17 protein-coding genes, 1 pseudogene and 1 riboswitch are annotated in these 20,096 nt (G+C 66.7%); of the genes and pseudogenes, 6 read left to right on the forward strand and 12 right to left on the reverse strand.

The features are described 5' to 3' along the window. Nucleotides 1-7: 7 nt before the first annotated feature. Nucleotides 8-2,905 (reverse strand): EAL domain-containing protein, encoded by a 2,898-nt coding sequence (locus tag KYG_RS09105; RefSeq protein ID WP_008904592.1) that lies wholly within the window; start codon nucleotides 2,903-2,905, stop codon nucleotides 8-10. Nucleotides 2,906-3,106: 201 nt separating this feature from the next. On the opposite strand from KYG_RS09105, the gene KYG_RS09110 reads away from it, so the two are divergent. Continuing rightward, a complete protein-coding gene (locus KYG_RS09110) occupies nucleotides 3,107-3,529 on the forward strand; it encodes a hotdog fold thioesterase (protein ID WP_008904593.1) in 423 nt (140 codons plus the stop codon). Nucleotides 3,530-3,592: 63 nt separating this feature from the next. On the opposite strand, the gene KYG_RS09115 is transcribed toward KYG_RS09110, so the two are convergent. Then, on the reverse strand, nucleotides 3,593-5,587 hold the full coding sequence (locus KYG_RS09115; protein ID WP_008904594.1) for a methyl-accepting chemotaxis protein: 1,995 nt from the start codon (nucleotides 5,585-5,587) through the stop codon (nucleotides 3,593-3,595). A 186-nt stretch (nucleotides 5,588-5,773) separates the two neighbouring features. Next, complete coding sequence (otnI, locus tag KYG_RS09120; RefSeq protein WP_008904595.1) at nucleotides 5,774-6,586, reverse strand: 2-oxo-tetronate isomerase; 813 nt, start codon at nucleotides 6,584-6,586, stop codon at nucleotides 5,774-5,776. A 192-nt stretch (nucleotides 6,587-6,778) separates the two neighbouring features. Here otnI and KYG_RS23735 point away from each other — a divergent pair, with 192 nt between their 5' ends. Next, complete coding sequence (locus tag KYG_RS23735) at nucleotides 6,779-7,309, forward strand: MerR family transcriptional regulator (protein ID WP_008904596.1); 531 nt, start codon at nucleotides 6,779-6,781, stop codon at nucleotides 7,307-7,309. A gap of 10 nt (nucleotides 7,310-7,319) precedes the next feature. After that, nucleotides 7,320-7,955 carry an NAD(P)H-dependent oxidoreductase gene (locus tag KYG_RS09130; protein WP_008904597.1) on the forward strand — a complete coding sequence of 212 codons (636 nt, stop codon included), beginning with the start codon at nucleotides 7,320-7,322 and terminating at the stop codon, nucleotides 7,953-7,955. Here the strand turns inward: KYG_RS09130 and KYG_RS09135 are convergent. The 4 genes from KYG_RS09135 to KYG_RS09150 all read right to left on the reverse strand — a co-directional run bounded on the left by KYG_RS09135 (nucleotide 7,939) and on the right by KYG_RS09150 (nucleotide 11,563). Next, the gene (locus tag KYG_RS09135; protein ID WP_008904598.1) at nucleotides 7,939-9,069 is read right to left on the reverse strand and encodes a glycerophosphodiester phosphodiesterase; all 1,131 of its coding nucleotides are present in this window, start codon (nucleotides 9,067-9,069) and stop codon (nucleotides 7,939-7,941) included. The two genes, KYG_RS09130 and KYG_RS09135, sit on opposite strands and share 17 nt — an antisense overlap. Before the next feature lie 83 nt (nucleotides 9,070-9,152). Continuing rightward, complete coding sequence (metW, locus tag KYG_RS09140) at nucleotides 9,153-9,737, reverse strand: methionine biosynthesis protein MetW (RefSeq protein ID WP_008904599.1); 585 nt, start codon at nucleotides 9,735-9,737, stop codon at nucleotides 9,153-9,155. Further along, the gene (locus KYG_RS09145; protein ID WP_008904600.1) at nucleotides 9,734-10,864 is read right to left on the reverse strand and encodes a homoserine O-acetyltransferase; all 1,131 of its coding nucleotides are present in this window, start codon (nucleotides 10,862-10,864) and stop codon (nucleotides 9,734-9,736) included. Before KYG_RS09145 ends, metW begins: the two co-directional genes overlap by 4 nt. Before the next feature lie 132 nt (nucleotides 10,865-10,996). After that, nucleotides 10,997-11,563, reverse strand: coding sequence for a TMEM165/GDT1 family protein (locus KYG_RS09150; RefSeq protein ID WP_008904601.1), 567 nt, complete (start codon nucleotides 11,561-11,563; stop codon nucleotides 10,997-10,999). 12 nt (nucleotides 11,564-11,575) lie between these two features. After that, nucleotides 11,576-11,762: riboswitch (yybP-ykoY riboswitch) on the reverse strand. A 246-nt stretch (nucleotides 11,763-12,008) separates the two neighbouring features. Between KYG_RS09150 and KYG_RS09155 the strand changes: the two genes are divergently transcribed. Both KYG_RS09155 and KYG_RS09160 read left to right on the forward strand, forming a co-directional pair. Then, on the forward strand, nucleotides 12,009-12,398 hold the full coding sequence (locus KYG_RS09155; protein ID WP_008904602.1) for an RNA-binding protein: 390 nt from the start codon (nucleotides 12,009-12,011) through the stop codon (nucleotides 12,396-12,398). A gap of 270 nt (nucleotides 12,399-12,668) precedes the next feature. Beyond that, a pseudogene (locus tag KYG_RS09160) lies at nucleotides 12,669-13,222 on the forward strand (RNA recognition motif domain-containing protein). Nucleotides 13,223-13,322: 100 nt separating this feature from the next. On the opposite strand, the gene KYG_RS09165 reads toward KYG_RS09160, so the two are convergent. From KYG_RS09165 to KYG_RS09180, 4 genes are all read right to left on the reverse strand, one after another. Next, nucleotides 13,323-14,105 (reverse strand): SDR family oxidoreductase, encoded by a 783-nt coding sequence (locus KYG_RS09165; RefSeq protein ID WP_008904604.1) that lies wholly within the window; start codon nucleotides 14,103-14,105, stop codon nucleotides 13,323-13,325. A gap of 26 nt (nucleotides 14,106-14,131) precedes the next feature. Then, nucleotides 14,132-14,758: an LPS export ABC transporter periplasmic protein LptC gene (gene lptC, locus KYG_RS09170; RefSeq protein WP_008904605.1), complete on the reverse strand. Its 627-nt coding sequence runs from the start codon at nucleotides 14,756-14,758 to the stop codon at nucleotides 14,132-14,134. A 43-nt stretch (nucleotides 14,759-14,801) separates the two neighbouring features. Continuing rightward, entirely contained in the window at nucleotides 14,802-15,362 is a 561-nt protein-coding gene (locus KYG_RS09175) for an HAD family hydrolase (protein WP_008904606.1), read from the reverse strand. 111 nt (nucleotides 15,363-15,473) lie between these two features. Then, nucleotides 15,474-16,475 carry an SIS domain-containing protein gene (locus KYG_RS09180; protein WP_008904607.1) on the reverse strand — a complete coding sequence of 334 codons (1,002 nt, stop codon included), beginning with the start codon at nucleotides 16,473-16,475 and terminating at the stop codon, nucleotides 15,474-15,476. Between the two features lie 124 nt (nucleotides 16,476-16,599). On the opposite strand from KYG_RS09180, the gene KYG_RS09185 reads away from it, so the two are divergent. Further along, nucleotides 16,600-18,585, forward strand: a complete 1,986-nt coding sequence (locus KYG_RS09185) for a monovalent cation:proton antiporter family protein (protein ID WP_008904608.1) — start codon at nucleotides 16,600-16,602, stop codon at nucleotides 18,583-18,585. 8 nt (nucleotides 18,586-18,593) lie between these two features. Here KYG_RS09185 and ubiD read toward each other — a convergent pair whose 3' ends face one another. Continuing rightward, nucleotides 18,594-20,081: a 4-hydroxy-3-polyprenylbenzoate decarboxylase gene (gene ubiD, locus KYG_RS09190; protein ID WP_008904609.1), complete on the reverse strand. Its 1,488-nt coding sequence runs from the start codon at nucleotides 20,079-20,081 to the stop codon at nucleotides 18,594-18,596. Nucleotides 20,082-20,096: the final 15 nt, after the last annotated feature.

The raw sequence follows: 20,096 nt of genomic DNA on the forward strand, positions 1-20,096 counted from the left end.
AGTCCTTTCAACTGAACCAGTGCGCCGCCGGCGCGGGGCGGCCGAAGTGGTACCCCTGGCCGTATACGCAGCCCATGGCCAGGAGCACCTGGCGCTGGGCATCGGTCTCCACGCCCTCGGCGACAACGTCCAGGTTGAGCGCCCGCCCCAGGCTGAGCACCGCATCAATGATGGCCACACTGCGCGACGGCTGGGCCTTGTCCAGCTCGCCGGTAAAAGAGCGGTCGATCTTGATCATGGACAGCGGGAACCGGTGCACATGGCCCAGTGATGAATAGCCGGTGCCAAAGTCATCCAGCGCCGTGCCCACACCTGCGTCCTTGAGGCGCTGCAGGATCGCAGCCACGGCAGCGGGGTCGCCCAGCAGCGTGCTTTCGGTCACCTCGATGTGCAGCCTGGCCGGATCAAAACCCGTGCGCCGCAACAGCGCCAGGAGCGACCGGTCGAAGTCGCCATTGGCAAAGTGGCGCGCCGATACGTTCAGGGTCAGGAAGCCCCCTTCGTGCACCAGGGGTGCACCGGCCTCGCAGGCCAGGCCGTACAGATGCCAGTCCACTGATTCGATGAGCCCGGTCTGCTCGGCAATCGGCAGGAAGTCGCCCGGGGCCAGCAAGCCCCGCACCGGATGTTGCCACCGCACCAGCGTCTCATAGCCCACCACCTGACCATCTGCCAGGCGCACGATGGGCTGGAAATGCGGCACGATCTGCGCGGTCTGCAGCGCATCGCGCAGCTCCTGCTCCACCTGCAGCACGTCCATCGCAGCGCGCTGCTCGCGGTCATCAAACAGCACAAACCGCTGGCGCCCGCCCTCCTTGGCGCGGTACAGCGCCACATCGGCGTCGTGCAGCAGCTCGTCGATGGTCTTGTGGTGCGTCTTGCCCACTGCGATGCCGATGCTGACCGACAGGCGCAGGGCACGATCGCCCACCTGCACCATCTCCTGCATGCAGGTCTGGATGCGCTGCGCGATCTTGCAGGCCGTGGCCGGCTGCGGGCCGTCCTCCAGAAGAATGGCGAACTCGTCGCCCGACAGGCGGGCGGCCACGTCGGGGGTGCGCACGCACTGCAGCAGGCGGCGCGCCACCTCGCGCAACACGATGTCGCCAGCCTGGTGGCCCAGGCTGTCGTTGAACAGCTTGAATCGGTCCACGTCCAGGTACAGCAGCGCAAAGCCGCGTTGCGGATCGCGCCGGTGGGTGGCCAGCGCCCGCTCCAGCCGGTCGCGCAGATACACCCGGTTGGGCAGGCCGGTGAGGGGGTCGTGCATCACCTCGTGCTGCAGACGCGCTTCGACCTGCTCGCGCATGGCAATTTCCTGGCGCAGCTCCTGGGTGCGCTGCTGCACCCGCTGCTCCAGTTCGCTGTTGAGCGCGTGCAGGGCCTCCGCCTGCTGGCGGCGCTGCACGCTGGTGGCGATCTGGTGCGACACAAAGGTCAGCAACGCGGCATCCTGCTCCCCAAACATCAGGTCGGGGCGGTAGCTTTGCACCGTGACCACGCCCATCACGCCCTGGGCACCCAGCAGGGGCGCGCCCAGCCAGCACACCGTGGCCGTTGTACCTGTTTGCGACTGGATCGCCACCTCACCGCTTGCGCGCAGCTGCTCAAGCCGGCCCGTGTCCACCAGCTGGGTTTGCCCCTGGCGCATGACGTATTCGCTCAGGCCGCGCGCCATGGGGCGGGTCTTCCCGCCCTCGCCCGCCACATCCACGCAGTAGGGAAAGTGCAGGGTGCTGCCGTCGTCCGACACCAGGGCAATGTAGAAATTCTCGGCGTTGATCAGCTCGCCCACGGCCGCGTGCAGGCTGCGGTAGAACTGGTCATCACTTTCCTGGCCATTGGCCAGTGCGGCGATGCGGTACAGCGTGGCCTGCAGGTGGGCGGCACGCTCGCGCTCGGCCACCTGCGCCTGCAGTTGCTGGTTGGCAAAAGCAAGTTCGCGCGTGCGTTCCTGCACACGCCGCTCCAGGGCCTGACGCCCGTGTTTGCGCTCCAGCGCGGTCAGCACATGTTCGGCCACAAAGCCCAGCACCGCGCTGTCCGATTCGGTATAACCCAGCCCTTCGCGGTAGCTTTGCACCGCAATGGCGCCCAGCACCTCTGCGCCCCGGCGCATGGGAACCCCCATGAAGTCCACCGACGGTGTGCCGACCACGGGGCCCCGCACGATACCGAGCTGGCGTGCCACCTCCCATGCCGGGCCGCGCACGGAGCGCGCCTGCCGGATGATGGCCAAGGTGAAACTTTCCTTGAGATCGGCAGCGGGAATCTCCCGCTCGGGGTCGTACATGCCCTCGTCCACCTCGTCCGCAAAATAGATGAAACGCAGGCTGTCACGCTGCGGCTCATACAGCGCAATGAAGAAGTTGCGGGCATACATCAGCCTGCCGATGATGTCGTGCAGGCCGCGCAGCATGCTGTCCATGTCCTGATCGGAAGAGGCGAGGTCCGCCATGGCAAACAGCGCCTGCTGCAACTGGCGCGACTGCTCCAGGTGCTGCACCGAGGCCTGCAGGTTTTGCAGCGTCAGCAGCTCTGCCAGCCGCTGTGTGCACAGGCGCAATACACCTGCCGCCGCTGGGCTGATCTGGCTGAGCGAGTCTGGCGCCGCCACCAGCACGGCCTGCGGGCCATCGGCGTCAGAGTGCAAAACGTGGCAAGACACTCCTTGCGCCTGGAGCAGCGCGGCCAGCGTGGACGGGAGCGGCAATGGCAATACCGCCGTGGTGGGCTCGCATGCCACATGATCCCCAGTCTGCCAGAGCACCGCATCGGCGTGCAGTCCACACTCGGCAAGGCTGCTCAGTATTGCACTGGCAGCTGCAGGCACGGTGGTGGCCGCCAGCACCTGCAGTGCGCAAGCCGCCAGATCAGGCCCTGAGCCGTCCCTATCTTTCGCCATCCGATCCATTGACCGCCTTTCGCTGGTTGACCGCCACAGGCCCACACGGGCGCCAAAATCATGGCGCAAGCCGGGTCATCAAGGTTGAACAAATTGTATGCACCGGTGCGCTGCCTCCATTCCTGGCCCACCCACGCGCGCCCAATGCTTGGGCACAATAACCTCCTTTGCAAGACTCTGGCCCCGCGCAGCCCTCCCGCCATGCCCATCTGGAAAAAACCCGCCACCCTGGCCATCATCAACGCCGCCAACCACAACACCGCTGCCGAGCACCTGGGCATCGAGATCACCGAGCTGGGCGATGACTTTGTGCGGGGCCGTGTTCCGGTGGACCACCGCACGGTACAGCCCTTTGGCCTGCTGCATGGCGGGGTGAGCGTGGTCCTGGCCGAGACGCTGGGCTCCATCGGCGCCTACTACGCCAGCCCCGAAGGCCACCACGCGGTGGGCCTGGACATCAACGCCAACCACCTGCGCTCGGCCACCAGCGGCTGGGTCACGGGCACCGCGCGGCCCGTGCACGTGGGCCGCACCACCCACGTGTGGCAGATCGAGCTGGCCAACGATGCGGGCGAGCTGACCTGCGTGTCGCGCCTCACGATGGCGATCCTGGCGCCCCGCTGATCCTGCGACGCCCAGCCCGCGCCACGCGTCTTTTCCTGCGCCTTGGCGCCGCTCGGGCAGCGCCTAACCCGACGTGATCGAGCGCATGGGAGCCGGCGCTGGCAAGGTGTGCAGCGCTTCGCCATCGTCCGCCTGCGACAGCTTGAACACCTGCACCGCCCCGGCCAGGCGCGTGGCCTGCTCGCGCAGGCTTTGTGCGGCGGCGGCGGATTCCTCCACCAGCGCGGCGTTCTGCTGCGTCATCTGATCGAGCTGGTTGACGGCGGTGTTGACCTGGCCGATGCCGTCGGACTGCTCGCCCGAGGCCGCAGTGATCTCGCCAATGATGTCGCCCACCCGTTTGACGGACCCCACGATCTCGTCCATCGTGCTGCCCGCGTTCTGGACCAGGCGCGCGCCCGACTCCACCCGCTCCACCGACGCGCCGATCAGCGCCTTGATCTCGCGCGCGGCCTCGGCGCTGCGCCCGGCCAGCGAACGCACCTCGCTGGCCACCACCGCAAAGCCCCGGCCCTGTTCACCCGCGCGGGCGGCCTCCACGGCCGCATTGAGCGCCAGGATGTTGGTCTGGAACGCGATCGAGTCGATCACGCCGATGATGTCGGCGATCTTGCGCGAGCTCTGGTTGATGTCGCCCATGGTGGTCACCACCTCGCCCACCACCTTGCCGCCGCGTGCGGCCACCTCGGCGGCGGTGCTGGCCAGCTGGTTGGCCTGGCGTGCGGCGTCGGCCGACTGGCGCACGGTGGCGGTGAGCTGGTCCATGCTCTGCGCCGTCTGCGCCAGGCTGCTGGCCGTGGCCTCGGTGCGCGCTGACAGATCCTGGTTGCCGCTGGCAATCTCGGCGCTGGCGGTGGTGATGCTGTCCACCGCCGTGCGCACCTGCTGCAGCATCTGCGTGTAGCGCTGGCGCATGCCTTCGACCTCCTGCACCAGCGCGCCGATCTCGTCGCGCCGTGTGGTGCGGAAGGTTTCAGTCAGGTCGCCCTGCGCCACCAGCGTGATGGCCTGGGTCAGGTCCTGCAGGGGGCGGCTGACACTGCGGCGCAGCATGAGGAACAGGCCGATGGCCAGCAACGCCACCGCCACCGCCATCAGGGCCCACACCGCCATCGTCACGCGCTGCTGGCTGGCCATGGCCTCGCCGTCGGGCACCTCGGCCACCACCCACCAGCCGCCGCTGGTCTTGCGCATCAGGGCCCAGGGGTCCTGTGCGTCGGAGCCCAAAACCGGGGCGGCTTCGCGCACGAAGCCGTCGGGCGATGCGGCCAGGGCTTCAAAAAACGGGCGTGCCTGGGGGTACGCTTCCAGCACGCGCTTGCCGCTCGCCGTGGGGTGGTACACGAATGCTGCCTGGTCCAGCGAAGTGCCGGGGTTGATCACGTAGGTGCCGCCATGCTCGAAGAATTTCGTCTGCGTCACCTGCTTTTGCAGCATGGCGTGGAACACGCTGATGTCGTTGCCGATAAAGAGAAGCCCCACCACCTTGCCCGAGCCGTCCTTGGCCGGCAGGTAGTGCCCCATATAGGGCTTGCCACCCACCACCGTGACGCCGGTGTAAGGCTCGCCCTTGGAGACATTGGCATAGGCCGGATCGTTCTTGCCCAGCAGCGTGCCCTGCTGGCGCTCGCCCTTGTCGTTCTTGACCGAGGTGGTGATGCGGATGAAGTCGTCGCCCTTCTTGGCGAACACCGTGGCGATGCCGCCGGTTTCGCTGGCAAATTTGTCGACCGAGCCGTAGTCCTCGTTGACCAGCGCGCCGTAGCTGCGCAGCTCGCCCGTGGCCTCGTCGAGGTGCATGTTGGCCTCGAAGTAACGCTGGAACCCGCGCATCGTCAGCTGCACCAGCTCGCGGTTGGTGTTGTCTGCTGCGTCCAGCGACTGGGCCACGCTTTGCGCCGTGTTGCCCACGCTGGACACCACCTGCGCCCGGGTGCTGCGCTCGGTCAGCACGGCAATCGCCAGCCCCACCAGCACCAGCACCACGGCAACCAGTGTGATGGCCGTGAGCGTGACCTGGCGCGCGACGGACCGGTTGTTCGCGAGGGATTCGGCCATGGGGGAAGTCTCCTGAAAATGAATGCTAAAAGCCGGCTGAGCCGGTCTTGGAAAGGGGTCCCGGCGCGAGGGAACGCCCTGCTTCACTCTACGGCGAGAGTCTTGTTACATTTATTCACGCATTCCCTTACGCAAAGCTGCGTACTTGCGCGCGGCCGCTGGGCTGCGCGAGGGCGCACAAACGGTTCAGCGCGTCTTCCGGTGCATCCAGCCCAGCCCTGCCGTAGTGCCCGCCGCCGGTTTGTACTCGCAGCCCACCCAGCCGGTGTAGCCCAGCGCGTCGATGGTGTCGAACAGGAAGGGGTAGTTCAGCTCGCCGTGGTTGGGCTCGTGGCGGCCCGGCACCCCGGCGATCTGAATATGCGCCACGCGCCCGGTGGGCAGGTAGCGCTGCAGCTTCATGGCCACATCGCCCTCCACGATCTGGCAGTGGTACAGATCCATCTGCACCCTGAGGTTGGGGGCCTGCACGGCATCGAGCAGTTCGTGCGCGTGGTCCTGCCGGTTCAGAAAGTAGCGGGGCATGTCGCGCAGGTTGATGGGCTCGATGAGGATGTCGCGCCCTGCGTGCGCAGCCTCGGTGGCCGCCCAACGCAGGTTGCTGGCGCACAGGTCCTTGAGCGCTTCACGCTCCACCCCCGGCGGCACCATGCCCGACAGCACATGGATGCGCGGGCAGCCCAGTACCTCGGCATAGCGCAGCGCCTCGTGCACCCCGGCGCGGAACTCGGCCTCGCGCCCCGGCTGCGCCGCCGTGCCACGCGCCTGCTGCTCCCACGCACTGGCCCAGCTGGCGCGGTCGGTGCCGCCAGGCGGAGCGTTGAACAGCACCAGCTGCAGGCCGTTGTCCGCAAGCCGCGCGGCGATGTCGGCGGGCTCGAAGGCATAGGGGAACTGAAACTCCACCGCCGCAAATCCGTCGCGCGCCGCAGCGGCAAAGCGGTCGAGAAACGGCAGTTCGGTGTACATCAGGCTCAGGTTGGCGGCAAACTGGGGCATGGCGGGGCAGGGACAGAAGGTGAGATCAGAGCGCAGCAGCTTATCGTGCAGCCTGGAGCACCCTGCGGTCCTTGCCCGGCATCAACCCGCTGGCCTGCACCAAAAATATGAGTCAAATTGGACCTCAGCGCTTATACAGCAAGCGCTAACAGCTATTAATTTCATAGTTTTATCGCTTCCTGAAAGCCACCCATGCGCATCGGAGAACTCGCCCAACGCACCGGCACCACACCCAAGGCCATCCGGCTGTACGAAGCCCGCGGCCTGCTGGGCAAGGTGGCGCGCGCGGGCAGCTATCGCCGCTATGGCGAGGCGGATGTGGCCCGCGTGTTGCTGATCCGCCAGGCCCAGGCGCTGGGCTTTCGGCTGTCGGAACTGGACGGCCTGCCCCACATCGACACCGCCGCGGGTTGGAACCGCATGGCCGAGCTGGTGGCCGGGCGGCGGGCCGCCGTGGCCGAGGAGCTGGCGCGTCTGGCCGCGCTGGACGCTCAACTGGCCCTGCTGGAGGCCGAGCTGCACACCTGCGACACCCTGGCTGTGCCCGTGGCGACCGAAGCCTGCGCAGCGCCCTCTGCGCTGACGGTGTCACCGCCACTCCACAACCCCGCGCAATTTGCTGCCGCCCATACTGCCGCTGCAGGATTTCCGCCCCCTCAGCGCATACCGCTTGACTCTGCCCCGCGGGGCAAGGTGACGATGGCGCCATCAACACCACCGTGAGGGAGCATCTGTGACAGAGCAGCAAAACATTTTGGTCATCCTGGGCCACCCCGCCACCGACAGCCTGTGCGCTGGCATGGCACGCGCGTATGCCGACGGCGCGCAACAAGCAGGGGCACAGGTGCGGTTTCTGGACGTGGGGCAGCTGGCGTTCAACCCGCTGTTTCAAGGCTACGGCGCCGTCCAGCCGCTGGAGCCTGACTTGCTGGCCGCGCAGGCCGACATTACCTGGGCGCACCACCTGGTGTGGGTCTACCCCATCTGGTGGGGCGCCATGCCTGCGCTGCTCAAGGGTTTCATTGACCGTACGTTCCTGCCGGGCTACGCCTTCAGGTACCGCAAGGGCTCGTCGCTGTGGGACAAGTTGCTGGCCGGCCGCTCGGCGGAGCTGCTGGTGACCATGGACTCCCCGCCCTGGTACTTCCGCTGGGTCACGCGCATGCCCGGCCACCACCAGATGAAGAAGGCCATCCTGGAGTTCTGCGGCATCCGGCCCGTGCGCGTACACAGCTTTGGCCCGGTGCGCAGCGCCAGCCCCGAGCGGCTGGCGCAGTGGGTGGTGAAGGCGCGGCAACTGGGGGAGCGCCAGGGCGCACGCGCCGCGCCGCGCAAGCCACGCCCCGCGCCCGTTACTTCGTCGCCGTGAAGGCTTGAACCGCCGCCCGGCCCACGGCAGGGTCGTCGGTGAAGAAGCCATCAATGCCCGCACGCAGGTAGGCCGTGATCTCGGCCACGCTGTCGCCGCGCACCGTGCCGTCGGTAGTGGGGGCCTTTTTCAGCCCGGCGGGCAGGAAGGCGTTTTCAGGCCGCAGCGTCCAGATGTGCACGGCCAGGCCTTCGGCGCGGGCACGCGCCACCAGCGGGGTAGGCTCGCCCGGTACGCCATCCTTCACCGGCACCACCAGCGTCTTGAAGGGGCCGATGGCGTTGGCATACGTCGCCACCTGCTTGAGGCCCTCGGGCGTGATCAGGTCGGCATAGGCGCGCGTGTTGGCCGCACCCTGGGCCACAAAGTCATACGGTCGGCCCGAAGGGGCGACCAGCTGCACCAGGCGCACGCTGCTCTGCTTGCGGATCGCCTGCAGGTTGCTGACCTCGAACGATTGCACGAACACGGGCGCGTCCTTGTGGTTCCAGCCGTTTTTCTCCAGCACGGCCAGCAGCGGCGCCTCCAGCGGCAGGCCGATGGACTGGAAGTAGGTGGGGTGTTTGGTCTCGGGGTAGATGCCGATCACGCGGCCGGTCTTGGCCGTGGCCGCCTTGGCCAGGTCGATGACTTCCTGCAAGGTGGGCACCTCAAACTGGCCGTTGTAGGCCACGTTGGCCGGGCGCTGCGCGGGGATGCGCTCGCGGGCGCGCAGGGTTTTCAGTTCGGCCAGGGTGAAGTCTTCGGTGAACCAGCCGGTAATGGGTTTGCCATCGATGGTCTTGGTGGTTTTGCGGCCCGCGAACTCGGGACGGTCCGCCACGTCGGTGGTGGCCTCCTTCACCGAGCCGTCGGCGCCCAGGATGGCAATCGCGTTCTCGTGCCGGGCCACCAGCACGCCGTCCTTGGTGATGACGAGGTCGGGCTCGATGATGTCGGCGCCATCGTCAACGGCCTGCTGATAGGCGGCCAGCGTGTGCTCGGGCCGCAGGGCTGAGGCGCCCCGGTGGGCGATGACGGTGGGGGTGGGCGGCCAGGCCTGGGCGACGGCACCCAGCGCCCAGGTGGTGAGCAACGCGGCGGCAGTCACGGCGCGCAGTGCAATGCGTTTCATGCGGATCTCCTGCAAACGGAGACCGCACCTTAGCCTATGCGCTTGACAGCGGCGTGTCGCCGGGGCGTACACCCCGGTAAGCGCTACGCGTGTTCGAAGTGGAAGACTGCGGTACCTGCCCGCGCGTTCGGTAGCCAGCGCACTTCTTCGCCGTCCTGCAGCCCGAAGGAGTCGAGGATGCGCAGGCTGTTCTTGGTGGCCAGCACTTCGAAGTCTTTGTAGGTGCCCACGCGGATGTTGGGCGTGTCGTACCACTGGTAGGGCAGGCGCCGCGTCACGGGCATGCGCCCGCGCAGGATGGACAGGCGGTTGGGCCAGTGCGCAAAGTTGGGGAACGCCACCACGCCGGTGCGGCCCACACGCGCTGTCTCGCGCAGCATGGTTTCGGCATTGCGCAAGTGCTGCAGCGTGTCGATCTGCAGCACCACGTCAAAGCTGTTGTCGTCGAACATGGCCAGCCCCTCGTCGAGGTTGAGCTGGATCACATCCACCCCGCGCTGCACGCAGGCCAGCACGTTGGCGTCGTCGATCTCCACGCCGTAGCCACTGCAGCCGCGCTCGCGCTGCAGGTAGTCCAGCATGGCGCCGTTGCCGCAACCGAGGTCGAGCACGCGCGAGCCTGGGGGCACCAGGCGCGCCAGGGCTTGCATTGCCGCTTTTTCGGTCATGGTTGCAACTCCTTGGCAATGCTATCGAAATATGAGCGCATAACGCCCATGTAGCGGGCGTCATCGAGCAAAAAAGCATCGTGCCCATGGGGCGCGTCGATCTCGGCATAGCTCACGCGGCGGCGGTTGTCGAGCAGGGCTTTGACGATCTCGCGGCTGCGCTTGGGGGAAAAACGCCAGTCGGTGGTGAAGCTCACCAGCAGGAACCTGGCCTGCGCCCGGGCCAGGGCGCGCGTGAGGTTGCCGGCATGGGTGCGCGCAGGGTCGAAGTAGTCCAGCGCGCGGGTGATCAGCAGGTAAGTGTTGGCGTCGAAGTAGTCGCTGAACTTGTCGCCCTGGTAGCGCAGGTAGCTTTCGATCTGGAACTCGATGTCCTGCGTGCTGTATTTCAGCTCCAGGCCTTCTCTCAGTTGACGCCCGAACTTCTCGTTCATCACGTCGTCGCTGAGGTACGTGATGTGGCCGATCATGCGGGCGATGCGCAGCCCCCGCTTGGGGATCACGCCGTGGCGGTAGAAGTGCCCGCCGTGGAAGTCCGGGTCGGTCACGATGGCGCGGCGCGCCACTTCGTTGAAGGCGATGTTCTCGGCCGTGAGGTTGGGCGCGCTGGCCACGACCACCGCGTGGCGCATGCGCTCGGGGTACTGCAGCGTCCAGCTCAATGCCTGCATGCCGCCCAGGCTGCCACCCAGCACGGCGGCCAGTTGCTGGATGCCCAGACGGTCGAGCAACCGCGCCTGGGCGTTGACCCAGTCTTCCACCGTGACCACGGGGAAGTCCGCGCCATAGACCTCGCCCGTATCGGGATGGTTGTGCATGGGGCCGGTGGAGCCAAAGCAGGAGCCCAGGTTGTTCACGCCGATCACGAAGAATCGGTCGGTGTCCACGGGCTTGCCGGGGCCGATCATGTTGTCCCACCAGCCCTCACTCTTGTCCTGCCCGGCGTAGACGCCCGCGACGTGGTGCGAGGCATTGAGGGCGTGGCACACGAGCACGGCGTTCGAGCGGTCGGCATTGAGCGTGCCGTAGGTCTCGTAGGCCAGGTGGTAGTCGCGGATGGACGCACCGCTTTGCAGCGGCAGGACCTCCGGAAAATGCATGGACTGGGGCGTGGCAAAAAACGACATAAAAAAACCCGGCGTCGCTAAAAACGAGGCCGGGCGGATGTGTCGGACGGGTCTTTAGCAGGATTTATAAAGCGCCCGCAAGCTGTGGCAAATCGGCGCGTCTGGCAAATATACCAAAACGGCCGCTGCTGCTCACCCGGCGGGCGTGAAGATCGCCACCAACCCCAGCACCAGAAAAATCACCGCCGAGACCACATGGACAGCGCGAATGGGCACGCGGCGAGTGATGCGCTCGCCCAGCCAGACCACCGGCGCGTTGGCGATCATCATGCCGAGCGTGGTGCCCGCCACCACCCACAGGTAGGCGTTGTACTGCGCGGCCAGCATGACGGTGGCGATCTGGGTCTTGTCGCCCATTTCGGCCAGGAAGAATGCGACCACGGTGGTGCCAAACACCCCCCAGCGTGGCGATCCGTCGGCTTCGCCTTCGTCGAGCTTGTCGGGGATCAGCATCCACACCGCCATGGCGATGAACGATGCCCCCAATATCCAGCGCAGCATCTGCGGCCCCAGGAACGTGGTGACCCAGGCACCGACCGCGCCGGCCAGGCCGTGATTCACCAGTGTGGCGACCAGAATGCCCAGCACGATGGGCCAGGGTTTGCGAAAACGTGCCGCCAGCACCAGCGCGAGCAGCTGCGTCTTGTCGCCCATCTCGGCGAGCGCAACGATGGCGGTGGAAATGAAGAAGGCTTCCATGGGAGGGGGTCCTGTCCGGCCGGATGGGTGGAAAACGCATTGACTGCGCACCGACTCCGGCCATTGGGATCGGCGTGCAGTCAATGGTCTCGCCCAGCTCAAAAACCGCATACGCCATAGGCTCACAGAGCCCAAGTGTGTTGACGCATGCCCCCGGCGCATTGCGCGGCCGGGCGGGCTACTCCCCAAAGACGCGTCGATTTTATCCCATCGACCCCTATGGGGATTTCCCTGCAAACCACACCAATACAGGGCTTTGGACCGGAAACCTCACAAATAAAACCCACAACGCCCATAAAAGTGATTAATAATGGGTTCGCTTTTCTGCGTGCAGGAAAGCAGTTAGCTTAGCGGTGAATGGTCAGTTTCGCGTCTTTGAAGTCGTCACAGGTTTGTTGATTGCGTCGGACTCCATCGCGTTTTTGTGTTTTTTCAGGAGTCCTTCATGGGCAACAAACTTTACGTGGGCAACCTGCCCTATTCTTTCCGCGACGAAGATCTGCAGCAGACCTTCAGCCAGTACGGTTCCGTCGGCAGCGCCAAGGTCATGATGGAGCGCGACACCGGCCGTTCCAAGGGTTTCGGCTTTGTCGAAATGGGCAGCGATGCTGAAGCCCAAGCCGCCATCCAGGGCGTGCATGGCACCAACTTTGGCGGCCGTGACCTCGTGGTCAACGAAGCCCGTCCCATGGAGCCCCGCGCTCCCCGCAGCGGCGGCTTCGGCGGCGGCGGTGGTGGTGGCGGCTACGGCGGTGGTGGTGGCGGCGGTTACGGCGGTGGCCGTAGCGGCGGCGGCGGCGGTGGTGGTTACGGCGGTGGCCGTAGCAGCTACTAAAAAGCCCTTTCAGTCGACCCTTCTGGGTTGACTGAGGCAAAAAAAGGAGCCCAAGGGCTCCTTTTTTCATGGCCGCGCAGCATGGACGCCACAGCACAAATTGATGCTTGCCTTTTCCGCAAAAGTGTGGCGCATAATGAGTTGGCGCGATTTTTCGCGCTTTACAAGTTTGCGGTGATCCGTCAGTTTCGCTGAGAGCGTCATTGAGATTAGCTGGCTGCGTTTTCGGGACTCCATCGCTTTATCCATGTGTTTTTGAGGAGTCCCTCGATGGGCAACAAACTGTACGTCGGCAATCTTCCGTACTCGGTGCGCGACGGCGATCTGGAGCAGGCCTTTGGCCAGTTTGGTGCGGTGACCAGCGCCAAGGTGATGATGGAACGCGACACGGGTCGGTCCAAGGGCTTTGGCTTTGTGGAGATGGGCAGCGACGCAGAGGCCCAGGCTGCCATCAGCGGCATGAACGGGCAGCCGCTGGGAGGCCGCAGCATTGTTGTCAATGAAGCCCGCCCCATGGAACCCCGCCCTCCACGCAGCGGTGGGTTTGGTGGTGGTGGCTACGGCGGCGGCGGTGGTGGTCGCAGCGGGGGGGTGGATACGGCGGTGGCGGTGGCGGTGGCGGTGGCTATGGCGGCGGCCGTGAAGGTGGTGGCGGTGGCGGCTATGGTGGAAACCGCGAAGGCGGTGGTGGCTATGGCGGTGGCGGTGGCGGCGGCCGCAGCGAAGGCGGTTTTCGCAGTCCCTATGGATCCGGCTCACGCAATGGCGGCGGTGGTCGCAGTGGCGGTGGTGGCGGCTACGGTGGTGGTGGCAATGGCTACTGATGCCTCGCCGGCAGGATTTCTCTGAAAGCCCCCTCGGGGGCTTTTTTTACGCCTGGCGCTGGCTGGCACTGCACAAAAAATGGATGTGCGCGCGCTTTGTCTACTGCTCGCTCTGGCGGCGCTTGCGGGGGCGCCCTGCCAGCAGCTTGTCGAACAGCGGGTTGGGCACCAGGCGCAGCAATTTCGCAACCACCCCCATCTGCCACGGAATGACGCGGTAGCTGGTGCCCGCCGTGATGGAGCGGAAGGCCCGGTCTGCAAAATCATCCGCCTGCATCAGGAACGGCATGCTGTAACGGTTCTTGCGCGTGAGGGGGGTGTCGATATAGCCCGGCGAAAGGGTGACCACGCGGACTCCGTGGGGCCGCATTTCTCCGCGCAGGCTCTCGCAATAGCTGATGACAGCCGCCTTGCTGGCGCAGTAAGCGCCGTGTCCTGGCAGGCCCCGTATCCCCGCCACGCTGCCGATGCCGACCAGGGTGCCGCTGCCTCGCTGCACCATGGCATCGACAAAGGGATGGAAGGTGGCCGCCATGCCGATGTTGTTGGTGGCGAAGGTGCGTGCCATCACGTCAATGTCATCGCGCACACCCGTGTCCATTCCCACACTGATGCCGGCATTCGCCACGACCACGTCGGGCACCCCCTGCTGCGCGATGCAGTCCTTGCCCGCCGCGACGATGCTGTCTGTTACGGCAACGTCTGCACTATAAATTTCATAGCTATTGGCGCTTATCCCCTGTGACTCAGCCCACGTTTTTATCTCAGAAGCGCGCCGTGCCACCAATGCGAGGCGGAAGCCAGCGCGGTAAAACCGCAGCGCCAGCGCCTGGCCAATGCCGCTGGATGCGCCGGTGATGAAGACGAGGGGTGTGGTGGTCATGCGGTCTGGTGGCTGATGCGGGCAGGTTAGGGCTTGGCCGTGCCGGGCTGGAGAACGCCACGCACGCGCCCGCGCAGCTGCAGCACCTGGTCCAGGTTGTCGTAGTCCATGGACTCTGCGGTGAAACGGTCATTGCCGCGGATGAGCGTGACGGGCTGGTCGGACCGTACGCGCTCCGTACCGGTATAGGCGTGCAGAAATTCACCCCGAAACTCCAGCCGGGGCTGGGCGGGCGCGCCCGGCTTGGCCGGCAACGGCTCGCGGGTGACGATGGCATTGCCGAAAAGCTGCACTTCCGAAGCATCGGCGTTGGTCAGGGCACGATTGGCCGTAGCCACCGTCAGACGGCCCTGCGGCGTCACCGAGCGCATGCGGACCTGGTCAATCTCCAGCGTGTCGGTGTCGGGGTAGTGCCGCGCTTCGTCGCCCCGCACCTCGCTCTGCAGCCGCCCGGTGGCGTCAAAGCTCTTGACGGAAAACGACTTCATGAAATAGTCCGGCTGATGTCCCAGGGGTCGCTCCAGGGAAGGCAGCTGGGGCATGGGTGCATTGCGCACCAGCCACCACGTGCCCAGCGCCAGAAACCCCATGATCACGACCGGCAGATACAGCGAGAGTTGCTCCCAGCCCTGGCGAATCAGCGGGCGCTTCACGCGGCTGCCCCGCAGAAAAGGGTGTGGCGGTCGTCGTTGCTGCTCATGCGGTGTACTGTTCCAGCAGTTGCGCATAGCGGCCCGTGGCCACCAGCAGCAGATCGCACAACTCACGGGCTGCCCCGTCGCCCCCACGCGCCTGGGTGACGAAATGCGCCGCGTGGCGCACCTCGGTCTGGGCGTTGGCGGGCGCACAGGCAAAGGCGCTGCGGCGCATCACGGGCAGGTCGGGCCAGTCGTCGCCCATGGCGGCGGCCTGGGCCCAGGTCAGGCCCAGGGTAGCCAGCATCTGCTCGGCCGCGGGGCGCTTGTCTTCGGTGCCGAACACGGCGTGCTCCACGCCCAGAGCCTTCAGGCGCACGCGCAGCGGGGCAGAGTCGCGGCCGGTGATCACGGCGGGGGTGATGCCTGCCTTTTGCAGCAGTTTGAGGCCGTGGCCGTCCAGCGTGTTGAAACGCTTGAGTGTCTCGCCCGTTTCGCTGAAATACAGGCCCCCATCGGTGAGCACGCCATCCACGTCGAAAAAGGCCACGCGCACGCCCTGGGCGCGCAGCAGCAACTCGGGGGGGAATTGCAGCACGGGAAAGGTTGCGTCAGAGGTCATTACACAGAGTTTGAACAGGGACGGCCAAAGCGAGTGCACCCGTGGAACCGGCTTCGCCGGGCCAGGGGGTGCGTCCCCCTCGGGGGGAAGGCGCGAAGCGACTCAGGGGGGTCATATGACTTTTGCGCGCATCAGGTCGCCGATGTGCACCACTCCCACCAGGGCGCCCGCTGCGTCCACCACCAGCACGCTGGTGATGGAATGCGCTTCCATCATTTCGGCGGCGTCCACGGCCAGGGCGTCGGGTGCGATGCGGCGCGGGTTGGCGTGCATGACCTGGGCGGCGGTGGTGGAACGCAGGTCGGCCCCGGCCTCGATGCGGCGGCGCAGGTCGCCGTCGGTAAAGATGCCCAGCACCTGCCCGGCGGCATCGACGATGGCCGACGCGCCCAGGCCCTTGGCGCTCATTTCGCGCATGAGGTCGCTGAACGATGCGTCGGGCGGCACACGCGGCACCTCGGCACCGGTGCGCATCACGTCGCTCACATGGGTGAGCAGCTTGCGCCCCAGCGCACCGCCGGGGTGGGATCGGGCAAAGTCTTCGGGGCGAAAGCCCCGGGCATCGAGCAGGGCCACGGCCAGGGCGTCACCCATGGCCAGCTGGGCCGTGGTGCTGGCGGTGGGGGCCAGGTTCAGGGGGCAGGCCTCACGCTCCACACTGCAGTCGAGCACCAGGTCGGCGTGGCGGGCCAGCGTGGAATGCAGGCCGCCCGTGATGGCAATCAGCGGCGCACCCAGGCGTTTGAGCACAGGCAGGATGGCAGTGAGCTCACCGCTTTCACCGCTGTTGGAGATGCCCAGCACCAGATCGTCACCGGTGACCATCCCGAGATCGCCGTGGCTGGCCTCGGCAGGATGCACAAAGAACGCGGGTGTGCCGGTGGAGGCGAGCGTGGCGGCGATCTTGCGGCCGACATGGCCGCTCTTGCCCATGCCCATCACCACCACCCGGCCCCGGGCCTGCAGCACCAGCTGCACGGCCTTGGCAAACACGCCATCGACGCGGGCGGCAAGCCCGGTCAACGCCGCCGCCTCGATATCGAAGGTCTCACGGGCCAGACGCAGGGCCTGATCAGCATCAAAAGGGGGCAGCGCGGCAGGGGCGGGAGTCATATGGCGATTCTATCGACCGGGCCTGCCTGCCACCGTGCAGGGTGCACCAAGCCCACTGGCTCGGCCAGCGCTTTCGCGCGCGGTGGACAGGCGCGGCGGGCAAGGCTCGGATAGCATCGCTGTCATGTCTTCGCTCGCCCTCACACTGCTTTACCTGTTGGCCGCGGTGCTGGGGGTGGTGGTCTGCCGCAGCCTCAAGCTGCCCCCCATGCTCGGCTACCTGGCCGCCGGCGTGCTCATCGGTCCGCACGCACTGGCACTGGCGCAAAACTCCGAAGGTGTGCGCCACCTGGGCGAGTTCGGCGTGGTGTTCCTGATGTTCGCCATCGGGCTGGAGTTCAGCCTGCCCAAGCTGCGCGCCATGCGCAAGCAGGTGTTTGGCCTGGGGCTGATGCAGGTGGTGCTGACCATGGCCGTGGTGACCGCGCTGGCCCTGGTGCTGTCCCGCTGGGTGGGCGGCGTGTGGGACATGGGCTGGCAGACGGCGCTGGCGCTATCGGGCGTGATGGCCATGAGCAGCACGGCGATTGTGGTCAAGCTCATGGCCGAACGGGCCGAGCTGGAGAGTGAACACGGCCGGCGGGTGATGGGAATCCTGCTGTTCCAGGACCTGGCCGTGGTGCCGCTGCTGGTGCTGATTCCTGCGCTGGGGTCGTCGCCCGACCAGCTGCTCACGTCACTGGGCTGGGCGCTGATCAAGGCCACGGTGCTGGTGGGCCTGCTGCTCACCGGCGGGCAGCGGCTGATGCGCTGGTGGCTCACGCTGGTGGCGCGGCGCAAGAGCGATGAGCTGTTCATGCTCAACCTGCTGCTGATCACGCTGGGCCTGGCCTGGCTGACGGAGCTGGCGGGCCTGAGCCTGGCGCTGGGCGCCTTCATCGCGGGCGTTCTGGTGTCCGAGACGGAGTACAAGCACCAGGTGGGCACGGACATCCGGCCCTTTCACGACGTGCTGCTGGGCCTGTTCTTCATCACCATCGGCATGATGCTGGACTGGCACATCCTGGTGGACCGCTGGGCCCTGGTGCTGCTGCTGCTCACGGTGCCGCTGTTGCTCAAGCTCGCGATCATCCTGACGCTCGCGCGCGGCATGGGTGCCACCACCGGGGTTTCATTGCGCACCGGGCTGTACCTGGCGCAGGCGGGCGAGTTCGGCTTTGTGCTGCTGTCCCTCACCCAGACCCATGACCTGGTGCAACCGGCGCTGATGAACCCCATCCTGGCGGCCATGGTGCTGTCGATGCTGGCCACGCCGTTCCTCATCTTGTACAGCAACCCCATCGTGATGAAGCTGGTGGCCAGCGACTGGCTGCAGCAGTCGTTGCAGATGACGTCCATCGCCCGCAAGGCCATCAACACCAGCAGCCACGTGATCATCTGCGGCTACGGCCGTTGCGGCCAGAACCTGGCGCGCATGCTGGAGCACGAGGGCATCCCGTACATGGCGCTCGACCTGGACCCGGACCGCGTGCGCCAGGCCGCGGCGGCGGGCGATTCGGTGGTGTATGGGGATGCCACCCGGCTGCAGGCGCTGATGGCCGCCGGCCTGGTGCGCGCCAGTGCCGTGGCCATCACCTACATCGACGTGCCCGCAGCGCTGAAGGTGCTGGCCAATGCGCGCTCTCACGCGCCGCAGGTGCCGGTGGTGGTGCGCACGCAGGACGACCTGTACCTGGACAAACTGCAGGAGGCCGGCGCCACCGAGGTGGTGCCCGAGGCCATCGAAGGCTCGCTGATGCTCGCCAGCCACGCTCTGGCCCTGGTGGGCGTGCCCATGCGCCGCGTGCTGCGGCTGGTGCAGGAACAGCGCGATGCGCGCTACAACCTGCTGCGCGGCTACTTCCATGGCGCGGACGACGACACGGTGCACGAACGCGACCAGGAGCGCCTGTCCACCATCAACCTGCCGCCCGGCGCCACCTCGCTGGGCCGCAACCTGGGACAGCTGGCCCTGCCGGCGATGGGTGTGCGGGTGGTGAACCTGCGGCGCGGCAATGGGCACATGAGCCCCGCGGTGGACGAAGCGCAACTGGCAGAAGGCGACACCCTCGTGTTGTCGGGCCACCCTGCCGCGCTCTCGCTGGCCGAGGACAGGCTGCTGCGCGGATGAACGGGTTTTCAAAAGCCCAACGCCGCAAACAGCTCCTCCGCCCGGGCTGACGCAGCTTCGTCCATGCGCATGGGCCGGCCCCATTCGCGCTGCGTCTCGCCGGGCCACTTGTTGGTGGCGTCCATCCCCATCTTGCTGCCCAGGCCGCTCACGGGCGAGGCGAAGTCCAGGTAGTCGATGGGTGTGTGCTCCACCAGCAGCGTGTCTCGCCCTGGGTCCATGCGGGTGGTGATGGCCCAGATCACTTCCTTCCAGTCGCGCACGTCCACGTCGGCATCGACCACCACGATGAACTTGGTGTACATGAACTGGCGCAGGTGGCTCCACACGCCCATCATCACGCGCCGCGCGTGGCCGGCGTAGGCCTTGCGGATGCTCACCACCGCCATGCGGTAACTGCAGCCTTCGGGCGGCAGGTAGAAATCCACGATCTCTGGGAACTGCTTTTGCAAGAGCGGGATGAACAGCTCGTTCATCGCCAAACCCAGCACGGCGGGCTCGTCGGGCGGTTTGCCGGTGTAGGTGCTGTGGTAGATCGCGTCTTTGCGCAGCGTGATGCGGTCCACGGTGAGGACGGGGAACTCGGCGCATTCGTTGTAGTAGCCGGTGTGGTCGCCGTACGGCCCTTCCAGCGCGTGCTGCCAGCCGCTCGCGTGGTGGGTATCGGGCTGGATGTGGCCTTCGAGCACGATTTCGGCGGTGGCAGGCACCGAGAGGGGCACGCCCAGCGCGGGCGCCACCTCCGTGCGTGCGCCGCGCAGCAGGCCTGCAAATTGGTACTCGCTCAACGCATCGGGCACGGGCGTGACGGCGCCCAGCAGCGTGGCGGGGTCGGCCCCCAGCGCCACCGCCACGGGGTAGGGCTGGCCGGGGTACGTAGCGCAGTGATCGGCAAAGTCCAGCGCGCCACCCCGATGCGCCAGCCAGCGCACGATGACCTGGTTACGCGAGAGCACCTGCTGGCGGTAGATGCCCAGGTTCTGCCGCGCCTTGCGCGGACCGCGCGTGATGGTCAGACCCCAGGTGATGAGTGGGGCCACGTCGCCGGGCCAGCAGTGCTGCACGGGCAGGCGGGCCAGATCGACATCGGGCCCTTCCCACACCTCCTGCTGGCAGGGTGCGCCGCGCGCCACGGTGTGCGGGGCCATGTTCCACAGGGTCTTGAGCAGCTGGCCCATGCCCAGCATGTCCTTGAAGCCTTTGGGGGCCTCGGGCTCCTTGAGCGTGGCGAGCAATTCGCCCAGCGCGCGCACACCGCGCAGGTCGGCCACGCCCATGGCGCGGGCCACGCGGTCGGTGGTGCCAAACAGGTTGGTGAGCACCGGCATGCGGTGGCCCGTGGGCTGGGTGAACAACAGCGCCGGGCCGCCTGCGCGCAGCACGCGATCGCTGAGCGCGGTCATCTCCAGGTGGGGCGACACCGGCTCCGCCACGCGGCGCAGATCACCCGTGGCTTCGAGCTGGGCCATGAAGTCGCGCAGGTCGCTGTAGGCCATATCAGGTCCAGAATT

Source organism: Acidovorax sp. NO-1 (assembly GCF_000238595.1).
Taxonomy (GTDB): Bacteria; Pseudomonadota; Gammaproteobacteria; order Burkholderiales; family Burkholderiaceae_C; genus Acidovorax.